This window comes from Candidatus Brocadiaceae bacterium (assembly GCA_012728835.1).
GTDB lineage: Bacteria > Planctomycetota > Brocadiia > SM23-32 > SM23-32 > JAAYEJ01.
Map to the genome: position 1 here is coordinate 21,055 of JAAYEJ010000001.1, position 10,350 is coordinate 31,404.

Annotated in this window: 6 protein-coding genes; 3 read left to right on the forward strand and 3 right to left on the reverse strand. The window is 72.1% G+C overall.

All coding sequences use genetic code 11. The features are described from left to right. Positions 1–52 precede the first annotated feature (52 nt). On the reverse strand, positions 53–2,068 hold the full coding sequence (tkt, locus tag GXY85_00095) for a transketolase (protein NLW49228.1): 2,016 nt from the start codon (positions 2,066–2,068) through the stop codon (positions 53–55). Positions 2,069–2,215: 147 nt separating this feature from the next. On the opposite strand from tkt, the gene GXY85_00100 reads away from it, so the two are divergent. Continuing rightward, positions 2,216–4,663: a heavy metal translocating P-type ATPase gene (locus GXY85_00100; GenBank protein ID NLW49229.1), complete on the forward strand. Its 2,448-nt coding sequence runs from the start codon at positions 2,216–2,218 to the stop codon at positions 4,661–4,663. 10 nt (positions 4,664–4,673) lie between these two features. After that, on the forward strand, positions 4,674–5,474 hold the full coding sequence (locus GXY85_00105) for an amidohydrolase family protein (GenBank protein ID NLW49230.1): 801 nt from the start codon (positions 4,674–4,676) through the stop codon (positions 5,472–5,474). 281 nt (positions 5,475–5,755) lie between these two features. Here the strand turns inward: GXY85_00105 and GXY85_00110 are convergent, their stop codons facing one another. Together GXY85_00110 and GXY85_00115 are read right to left on the reverse strand one after the other, a co-directional pair. Further along, positions 5,756–6,685, reverse strand: coding sequence for a glycosidase (locus tag GXY85_00110; protein ID NLW49231.1), 930 nt, complete (start codon positions 6,683–6,685; stop codon positions 5,756–5,758). A 2-nt stretch (positions 6,686–6,687) separates the two neighbouring features. Next, a complete protein-coding gene (locus GXY85_00115; GenBank protein NLW49232.1) occupies positions 6,688–7,629 on the reverse strand; it encodes a glycosidase in 942 nt (313 codons plus the stop codon). A 147-nt stretch (positions 7,630–7,776) separates the two neighbouring features. On the opposite strand from GXY85_00115, the gene GXY85_00120 reads away from it, so the two are divergent. Beyond that, entirely contained in the window at positions 7,777–9,948 is a 2,172-nt protein-coding gene (locus GXY85_00120; GenBank protein NLW49233.1) for a hypothetical protein, read from the forward strand. Positions 9,949–10,350 lie beyond the last annotated feature (402 nt).

Consider the following 10,350-nt stretch of genomic DNA (forward strand, 5'->3'; position numbering starts at 1 on the left):
TGATAGGCCGGTCCGCCGCCGACTGCAACGGCCCCCGGCCGGTGCCGGCCGACTACGAGTCCAGCATCGCCCGAGCACGGTCTGCAATGTGCTCCGGACAGAAGCCCAGCTTCTTCATCACCTGCCCGCCCGGGCCGGACACGCCGAAGTGGGGCAGCCCGATCACCTCGCCGTCCGCGCCCGCATAGCGTTCCCAGCCCATCGGCACCCCGGCTTCGACCGCAATGCGCCTGCGCACGGCGGGGGGCAGGACGGAGCGGCGGTATTCCTCATCCTGCTTCTCGAACAGCTCCCAGGAGGGGAAGCTCACGACGCGCACGCGCCGGCCGGCCTCGGTCAGAGTGCGGGCCGCTTCGAGCGTCGGGGCCACCTCCGACCCGCTGGCCATCAGGATGATCTCCGGCTCGCCGTCCGCCGGGTCGCTCAACACGTAGGCGCCCCTGTGCAGGCCCTCCGCGGCGCCCAGCACCGTCCGGTCGAGCACGGGCAGGTTCTGGCGGCTGCAGGCCAGGGCCGTCGGGCCGTCGGCATTCAGCAGGGCGGCGCGCCAGGCCTCGCGCGCCTCGTTCGCGTCGCACGGGCGGATGACCGTCCAGTTCGGAATGCATCGCAGCGCGGCCAGATGCTCGGCCGGCTGATGCGTCGGCCCGTCTTCGCCCACGCCGATGCTGTCGTGTGTGAACTGGTAGACGACGCCGGCGTTCATCAGGCCCGCCATGCGCAGGGACGGGCGCACGTAGTCCGAGAAGACCAGGAACGTCGAGCCGTAGGCGCGCAGGCCGCCGTGCCGGACGATGCCGTTGCAGGCGGCGCCCATCAGGTGCTCGCGCACGCCGAAGCGGATGTTCTGTCGCCCGTAGACGCCCGGCTCCATGCTCAGGCCGCTCTTCGGCAGGGTCCGTGTGGACGACGCCAGGTCGGCGCACCCGCCGATCAGGTGCGGGCACGCGTCGCGCAGCGCGTCCAGCACGTCGCCGGCGGCGCTGCGCGTGGCCAGGGGGCGGTCCTGTGGCGTCCAGACCGGCAGGTTGGCGTCCCAGCCGTCCGGCAGCTCGCCGGCCCAGGCGCGGCGCCACTGCGCAGCCTGTTCGGGCCGTGCGGCGGCCAGGGCCTTGAACGACTGCTCCCACTCCCGGCGGGCGGCCCGGCCGCGCGCGGCCACCTGCGCCATGTGCTGCCTGACGCGCTCGGGCACGAGGAACACCTGGTCTTCGGGCCATCCGAGCGCCCGCTTGGTGGCGGCCATCTCCTCGGCGTTCAGGGCCTTGCCGTGCGACTGGTGGCTGTCCTGCAGCGGGCTGCCGTAGCCGATGTGCGTGCGACAGACGACCAGGGACGGGCGTTCGCCCTCGTTCCGCGCCTCCTCGATGGCGGCGGCGATTGCGTCCAGGTCGTTCGTGGCGTCGTCCACGTGCGTCACGTGCCAGCCGTAGGCGCGGAACCGGGCAGCCGTGTCGTCGGCGAACCAGCCCGCCGTGGGGCCCTCGAGGGAGATGTCGTTGGAGTCATAGAGGACGATCAGCTTGCCCAGCTTCAGCACGCCGGCCAGGGAGGCCGCCTCATGGCTGACGCCTTCCATCATGTCGCCGTCGCTGGCGAGCACGTAGGTGCGGTGGTCGACGATGGTATGGCCCGGTTCGTTGTAGCGGGCGGCCAGGTAGGCCTCGGCCAGCGCCATGCCGACCGCACTGCCGAGACCCTGGCCGAGCGGTCCGGTGGTGAGTTCGACTCCGGGCGTGTGCCCGGCCTCGGGGTGGCCGGGCGTCCGGCTGCCCAACTGCCGGAAGTTGACCAGTTCCTCGATCGGCAGGTCGTATCCGTGCAGGTGCAGGAGCGAGTAGAGCAGCGCCGAGGCGTGCCCCGCCGAGAGGACGAACCGGTCGCGGTCCGGCCAGGTCGGATCACTCGGGTCGTGCTTCAGGAACCGCGACCAGAGCACGTGGGCGATGGCCGCGCAGCCGAGCGGTGCGCCCGGGTGGCCGGAGTTCGCCTTGTGCACCATGTCGATGGACAGCGTTCGGATGGTGTTCACGCACAGGGTCTCGATGTCCATGTCCTCGAGCGACATTGCGTCTCCTTGGGTTGCAGAATGCGGCCGGGCGTTGGGCCGCCGCGGCGGGTGCCCGTTCCCGTGTCCGCCCGGGGCGGAGCGTCTATAATAGCCAATGAGGACGACCCGTTCCAGTTCCGCACCAGGCAACGCCGGGGGGCGCGCATGGCTGTCGATCCCGTCTGTGGGATGATCGTCGACGAAGAGGGCGCGGCCGCGCGCAGCAGGCACGCCGGCCGGACCTTCTACTTCTGTAGCCGGCGATGCAAGGAGCGCTTCGAAGCGGATCCGGGTGCCTTCCCGGCGGAGGGCGAGCGCGCGCCGCAACCCGAGGAACCGGAGACGGAGCCGCCGGACGAGGCCGCCGCCCCCGGCGCCTGCGCGACGACTCTGGAGATCGGAGGCATGACCTGCCAGAGCTGCGTGCAGGCCGTCTCCAGGGCGCTGCGCCGGCTGGACGGCGTGTACCAGGCGAACGTGAACCTCGCAACAAACGAGGCCGTCGTGCGACACGATCCGGAGGGGGCGCCGATCCCGACGCTGATCCGCGCCGTCGAGTCCTCCGGCTATTCGGCTCGGGAGGCCCGCGGGGCAGGCGAGCGCGAGGACGGCTCCGAGCGCGAGATGCGGCAGGCCCGTAGGCGCATGGTCCTCGCCTGGGGCCTGACCGGGCCCCTGCTGGTCGTCATGGTGCCCTTCATGCTGGGCGTGGAGGCCCTTCGCCCGTACCATCACGTCCACGACTGGGCGATGGTGCTGCTGGCGCTTCCGGTGCTCGTGATCGCCGGGTTCAACACGTATCGCAGCGGCTGGAAAGGGCTTGTGCGGCTTTCGGCGAACATGGACACGCTGATCATGCTCGGCAGCGGCGCGGCATTCCTGACCGGCCCGCCGGCGCTGGCCGGGTTGCCGGTCCTCAACTACGCCGGCGTCGGGGCGATGATCCTGGCGTTCCACCTCACCGGGCGATACGTCGAGGCGCGGGCGCGCGGCCGGGCCGGGCGCGCGATCCGCAGCCTGCTGGAGCTGGGCGCGCGCAGCGCACGCGTGGTGCGCGGCGGACGGGAGGTGGAGGTGCCGGTCGAACAGGTCGCCGTCGGCGACGTCATGGTCGTCCGGCCCGGCGAGAAGGTGCCCACCGACGGCGTCGTGGTCGAAGGGCGCAGCGCCGTCGACGAGTCCATGGCGACCGGCGAGTCGGTCCCCGTGGCCAAGGCGGAGGGCGACGAGGTCATCGGCGCCACGATCAACGCGCATGGCCTGCTCCGGGTGCGCGCCACGAAGGTGGGCGAGGAGACCTTCCTGGCGCAGGTCGTGCGCATGGTGCGTGAGGCGCAGGGCAGCGCGGTGCCCGTTCAGGCCTTCGCGGACCGGGTGACGGCGTACTTCGTGCCCGCCGTCATCGCGCTGGCGCTGTGCACGTTCGTGGCCTGGCTGGTCGCCCCCGGCGCGCTGGGGCGGATGGCGGCCCTCGCGTCGGGGCTGCTGCCGTGGGTGAACCCTCACGCGTCGCCGGTGGCCCTGGCCGTCTTCGCCGGCGTGGCCGTCCTGGTCATCGCCTGCCCGTGCGCCCTGGGCCTGGCGACGCCGACGGCCCTTATGGTGGGCACCGGCATGGGGGCGCAGAACGGCATCCTGATCCGCTCGGGACAGGCCATCCAGGCGATGAAGGACGTGCGCACGATCGTGCTGGACAAGACGGGCACGATCACGCGCGGCCGGCCGGAGGTGACGGACGTCGTCGCCGTGGGCGGTGCGCGCGAGCCCGAAGTGCTGCGACTGGCGGCGGCCGTCGAGGCGGGCAGCGAGCATCCGCTGGCCGGAGCCGTGGTGGCCCGTGCCCGGGCGGACGGCATCGAGACGGGCGGCGTCACGGACTTCGAGGCCGTTGCGGGTGCGGGCGTGCGCGGCCGGGTGGACGGCCGGGACGTCCTGGTCGGTGCCCGCTCGCTGCTGCCGGAGGGCTCCGTGGACGATGCGGCGGCCGGGGCGCTCGAACGGCTCGAAAACGAAGGGCGCACTGCGGTGATCGTTGCCGCCGGCGGCCGAGTGCTCGGCGTGCTCGGCATCGCCGACGCGGTCAAGGAGGGCTCGGCCGGCGCCATCGCGGCCCTGAAGGCGATGGGGCTGGACGTGGCCATGATCACCGGCGACAACGAGCGCACGGCCCGGGCCGTGGCCGCGCAGGTGGGCATCGAGCGCGTGCTGGCCGGTGTCCTGCCCGCCCGCAAGGTGGAGGAGGTCCGGCGGTTGCAGGCGGAGGGGGCGCCCGTGGCGATGGTGGGCGATGGCATCAACGACGCGCCGGCCCTCGCACAGGCCGACGTCGGCATCGCCCTGGGGACCGGCACGGACGTGGCCATCGAGAGTGCGGACGTCACGCTCGTGCGCGGCGACCTGGGCGCCGTCGTCAGCGCCGTGAAGCTCAGCCGCGCCACGTTCCGCAAGATCAGGCAGAATCTCCTCTGGGCGTTCGGCTACAATCTCGTGGCGATCCCGGCCGCCGTGCTCGGCCTGCTGCACCCGCTCATCGCCGAGGCCGCCATGGCGCTCAGTTCCGTCAGCGTCGTCGCCAACTCGACGCTCCTGCGCCGTGCCGACATTCGCCCATAGCAGAGGACCCGTGCCCGTGATCATCGACGTCCATACCCACGCCTTTCCGGACCAACTCGCTCCCCACGCCCTCGAGAAGCTGAACGATACCGTGCCCGACGATGCGCGAGCCGTCCTGGACGGCACCGTCGGCGGGCTGCTGGCGTCCATGGACCGCACCGGCGTGGACCGGTGTGTGATCTGCTCCATCGCCACGGCCCCGAAGCAGGCCGACCCGATCCTGCGCTGGTCGCTGGAGATCGCCTCGGAGCGTGTCATCCCGTTCGGTTCGGTGCACCCCGACTGCGCGGACCCCGCCGCCGCGGTGCGCAGGATTGCGGCCGCGGGCCTCAAGGGCATCAAGCTGCACCCGCTCTACCAGGGCTTCGCCGCCGACGAGGCGCGCCTGTGGCCGCTCTATGCGGCGGTGGAGGAGGCCGGGCTGGTCCTGGTGATGCACAGCGGGCGCGACATTGCCTTCCCCCCGGGCGACGAACGCGCCTCGCCCCGCCGAATGCTGCGCCTGCACCGCGCATTCCCCCGCATCCCGCTCGTGGCGGCCCACATGGGCGGATGGCGGCAGTGGGACGAGGCCCTGGCCGTCCTGGCGGGGACCGACGTCTACCTGGAGACCTCGTATTCGATCGGCCTGTGCGCGGCAGCGACGATCGAGGCGCTGCGCGCGCGGCATCCGGCCGAGCGAATCCTGTTCGGAAGCGACAGCCCGTGGCGTGAGCAGGGCGAGGCCCTGGCGCTCGTGCGGGCGGCCTGGCCCGAGCCGGCGCGGCAGGCCGCTGTGCTGGGCGGGAACGCGCAGCGGCTGCTCGGATGACGGGCATGCGCCGTCGTGCGCGTCCGTGCCGGCCCGCCGGGCGGGAACGCCCGGGGCTGTCCGTTGTGGGGGGGGCGGTTGTCTCAACCAGAACGGGTAGCGCGGCCGTCTACACAGCAATGGGGTGCACGGCCGTCCCGGCCGCGGGGCGGCAACCGCGCGTACGCACGCCCCGGGGCTGCCCGTTGGGGAACGGCCGGCGGGCGCACCATGCCGTTGGGGGGCACGCGCCGTCGTGTCCGTCCGTGTGGGTCCGTGTTCGTCCGTGCCGGCCCGGGTCGCTACCGCTCCCGGGTGACCGCCAGCAGCTTGGCCAGCGGGGCGCCGGCCACACAGATGGACGTATCGGCCGCGCCGTAGTAGACCTTGACCTGCCCGTCCGGCTCGACGATGGCGCCGGAGGCGAACACGACGTTGTTGATGTCGCCGATCCGCTCGTAGTCCGTGCGGGGGGAGAGGATCGGCACGGCGCTGCGCGCGAGGACGCGGGTCGGGTCGTCCCGGTCCAGCAGGACGGTCCCGGTGCGGTAGATGGGTCCGCCGGACGTCATCTTGACGCCGTGGTAGATCTCCAGCCAGCCCTCCTCGGTCTCGATGGGCACGGCGGAGCCTCCGACCCGGTAGGAGTCCCAGTAGCCGGGCCGCGGGGCCACGATCATGTGCGAGTCGCCCCAGTGCCGCAGGTCGGGCGAGAAGGATACCCAGATGCAGCCCACGTCGCGGCCGATCGGGCGGTCCAGGCGCACGTATCGTCCGCCGATCCTGCGGGGGAAGAGCAGCCCGTCCTTGTTGCCCGGCTCGCTGATGATCCCGCGTCGTTCGAACCGGTGGAAGTCCTCCGTCGTGGCCAGCGCCATGACCGGCCCGGCGCCGCTGAAGGCGGTGTAGATCACGTGCGGCAGGCCGTCCAGGACGGTGATGCGCGGGTCCTCGATTCCGGCCTCTTCATAGCGCGCCATGGGCGGCTCGGCGGCCGGCGTCATCACCGGCAGGGGCTCGATCTCGAAGTCGTATCCGTCGGCGCTGTGCGCCAGCGCGAACAGCGAGTACCCGTGCTGGCCCTCCACGCGGAGCAGCAGCAGGTATTCCCCGTTCCACTTCACCGGGGACCCGTTGAAGACGGTGTTGCAGGTGAACGGGATGTCCGCGGCCGTGATGATCGGATTCCGGCCGTAGCGTATGAGCACGTCGCTGTCGCCGGCTGCCGGCATGTTCAGTGTCCCTCCGCCTTCCCCTTGTTGCACATGATCTGCAGTTCGTCCAGCGAGATCGTGCCCAGGCAGACGCAGCTGTCGGAGCCCCCGTAGTAGATCTCCACCTGGCGGCCGTCCTCCGACAGGAGGGCGCCGCAGGAGAAGACGAGGTTGGGCACGTCGCCGATCCGTTCGTAGGGCTCCAGGGGCGCCAGCACCGGCAGGTTCGAGCGGCCGAGCACGCGGGCGGGGTCGGCCGTGTCCAGGAAGGCCACGCCCAGCCGGTAGACGGGGCCGCCCGGCAGTTCACGCACGCCGTAGTAGAACAGCAGCCATCCGCAGTCGGTCAGGATGGGCGGCACGGCCGCGCCGATGCGGTTGTAGTCCCAGTAGCCGGCGCGCGGCGTCAGAAGTAGGCGCCAGTCGCCCCAGTGCCGGAGGTCCTCCGAGTAGCTGATCCAGATGTTGCCGCCCTCGCGCGGCCGTTCCAGCCGGGCATAGCGCCCACCGAACCGGTCGGGGAACAGGACGCCGCTCTTGGTGTCCGGCTCGCTGATGAAGGCGATGCGTTCGACGGCTTCGAAGTCGTCCGTCTTCGCCAGGGCCAGCCGCACGCCGTAGTTGGATTCCGCGAGGTAGACGATGTAGTGGGTGCCTTCGAACGGCGTCACGCGCGGGTCCCGCACGCCGTGGTTCTCATACGCGGCGAACGGCCCGGTCCGGGACGGCTCCAGAAGGGGCGCCTCGTCGATGCGGAACTGACGCCCGTCCCGGCTGCGCGCCCGGTAGATCGAGCAGTCTCCGCGCAGGTTCTCCACGGTGACCAGCAGGACGTATTCCCCGTTGTGCCGCGCCGCGCCGGCGTTGTGGACGTCGCTGGCCTGGAAGGGCAGGTCGCGGATGCTCAGGACGGGGTTGTGCGGCCAGCGTCGGACGGTGTTCTTCGAGATCTTCGGCGTCATGGTGCCTCCCCCGATGATTCTCGCCCATGGCGGCCCGGCAAATCAAGCTCGCGGCACGTTGAGCGGAATGACGCCATGTTGTATACTCTCCCGGGGTTGTGCCGGCCGAGCCGGCCCCGCCATGCGGCCCCTGACTTGAGATGTGCTATGCACGTTGACGAAGTCCTGAAGCTTGCCAGGAAGGGCAAGCTCGACCTGGTCGAGTCGGCCTGGACGGAGCTTCTCGGGGAAGAACTCGCCGAGGTCGAACCGCTCTTCTGTGTTCCGGAAACGCTGGCCACCCACGGCCATGCCGAGATGGCCGAGTCGCTGGTCTGGTACCTGGTCGACCTGCTGTCCGAACGCGGCCAGGCGGCCCGGGCGCTCCGGGCCGCGCAAAGGGGCGGGCGGCTGCTGCCCCACAGCGAGCTGCTTCGCAGCCTGCTGGCCAACCTGTACGTGCAGGTCCACTCCGACCGGGCCGACATCGAGAACCTCGTCGACCTGACCATCCGCGATGCCGGGATGCCGCTGGACGACGCGATGGACGGCCTGGCCAACCTGATGGCTGTGCGGCCCGGCGCCTACGTGCTCGATCCGCAGCACGGCGCCGTCGGGCGCGTCGAGGAACTCGACCCCGATCGGGGCGGGCTGGTGGTGACCTTCGAGAGCGGCGAGAAGGTCTACGGCATCACGCTGGTGCCCCGTCTGAAGCCGACCGACGAGGACGACTTCCGGGCACTGGCGGCCTTCGAGCGCGACCGCCTCCGGGAGATCGCCCGCAGCGACCCGGAGGAACTCGTACGGATCCTGCTCAGCACGATCGACCGGCGCATGGAGATGCGCCGCCTCAAGCTGTACCTCGAGCCGGTCGTGGAGGTATGGGGCAAGTGGTGGTCCTCGGCGCGCCCGCGCCTGCAGCGGTCCTCCACCATCGGGCTTACCGAAGGCCGCGCCCCGTCCGTGTTCCTCCGCAAACGGCCCGTCTCGCTCGGCGAGCGGCTCCTGCAGAGGTTCCGCATCGCCGTCGAGCCCATGGACCGGCTGTCGGCGGCCCTGCGTGTGCTCAGGGAACCGCAGGCGCACGAAGGTCTGGACCCGGACGCGCGCGGCGGCATGGTCCGGGATGTCGCCGCCCTGGCCGACGGTGCTCCCGCGCCGCTCGCCGCGGCGGCCGCCGCCGTGGCCGAAGCGCTCAGCGCCGGGTGGGACGACGTGCCCGAACCGCAGCCGGCGGCCGAGTCGGATCCCGTGGCCGCGGTCATGGCCGACCCGGATGCCGTGGCCCGGGCCGTTACCGAGCCGGACGTGCTGCTGTGCACGCTGGGGTTCGTGCGGCGTCGCGCCCCCTCGGGGTGGGTGCAGATGGCGGCGTCCCTGATGCCGCTGGTCGGGCGCGATGCCTGTGCCGCCATCGCCGAGCGGCTCCGGTCGGCCGGCGCCCGCGACGAACTGGCCGAGGCGCGCCGCGAGATCCTGGCCCGCCCCGAGCGCTCGCCCGGTGCGTTGTCGTGGCTCTGGCGCGACTGCGTCGGCGCCCGTGCGCCGGATGAGGACGACGGTGCCCGGCCCATCGTGGTGGCCATCCAGGTCCTCTCGGCGCTGGGGGCGGCCGTCCGCGCCTCCGACCTCGACGAGGAGGACCGCAAGGAGCGTATCTCCGAACTGCGCAGCGCCCTGTTCATCCGTGGCGGCGAGCCCCTGCGGGAGGCCCTCATGGCCGGACGCCCCGAGCAGGTGGCCGCCGTGCGCAACCTGGGCGAACACAACCCCGGCCTGACCGAGCGCATGCAGTCGGACCTGGTGGACATCCTCCGCAAGGTGCAGCCGAGGCTCTTCACACGCGTGGTCCTGCCCTGGGACGAAGGCGTCGTCTACACGACCGAAGCCGGCATCGCGCGGCGCCAGGAGGAGCTGGAGCAGATCGTCCACGTGCGCCTGCCGGAGGTCGCCCGGGAGATCGGCCAGGCCGCCGGGTTCGGCGACATCAGCGACAACGCCGAGTATCGGACCGCCGTGGCCGAGCGGGCGCGGCTGGCCGAACGCGCAGGCCGCATCCAGGAGGAACTGGCCGAAGCCCGCCTGATCACCCACGAACTCGCCTCGGCCGCCCACGTGACCATCGGCAGCCGCGTCGTCGCGCGCAACCTCGCCACCGGCCAGGAGGAGGCATTCACGTTCCTCGGCCCCTGGGACGCCGTGCCCGACGAGGGCATCATCGCCTACAACGCCCCCCTGGGGACGGCCTTCATGGGCAGGTCGGTCGGCCAGGAGGCCGAACTGGCGATCGACGGGGAACGGCGCCGCTGGGAGATCCTCCGGATCGAGCCCTCCCTCTGACGCCCCCGTCCGCCGCCCCCGCCTCACCGGGTAGCCCCGGGCGTCCCTATGGGGCAGCCCCGGCGTTCTCATGGGCAGCCCCGGGCGCACGCACACGGACCCACACGGACCGGGCACGACGGAGCGTGCCCCTCCAGCGGCGTGAACCGTCCGTGCAAGTGGAGGGCCGCGCTCTGTCGCGGCCGGGGATGGCCGGGTGCGGGCACGGACGAAGCCCGTCCGTGCAAGTGGAGGGCCGCGCTCCGTCGCGGCCGGGGATGGCGAGCGGCCGGGGATGGCGAGCGGCCGGTGATTGCAGGCGCGGGCACGACGGAGCGTGCCCCTCCAGCGGCGTGAACCGTCCGTGCAAGTGGAGGGCCGCGCTCCGTTGCGGCCGGGGATGGCCGGGTGCGGGCAGACGCA

What these genes read in the sequence shown, in the direction of transcription:
- tkt (NLW49228.1), bottom strand. Translation starts at nt 2,068, where the DNA reads ATGTCGCTCGAGGACATGGACATCGAGACCCTGTGCGTGAACACCATC.
- GXY85_00100 (NLW49229.1), top strand. Translation starts at nt 2,216, where the DNA reads ATGGCTGTCGATCCCGTCTGTGGGATGATCGTCGACGAAGAGGGCGCG.
- GXY85_00110 (NLW49231.1), bottom strand. Translation starts at nt 6,685, where the DNA reads ATGCCGGCAGCCGGCGACAGCGACGTGCTCATACGCTACGGCCGGAAT.
- GXY85_00115 (NLW49232.1), bottom strand. Translation starts at nt 7,629, where the DNA reads ATGACGCCGAAGATCTCGAAGAACACCGTCCGACGCTGGCCGCACAAC.
- GXY85_00120 (NLW49233.1), top strand. Translation starts at nt 7,777, where the DNA reads ATGCACGTTGACGAAGTCCTGAAGCTTGCCAGGAAGGGCAAGCTCGAC.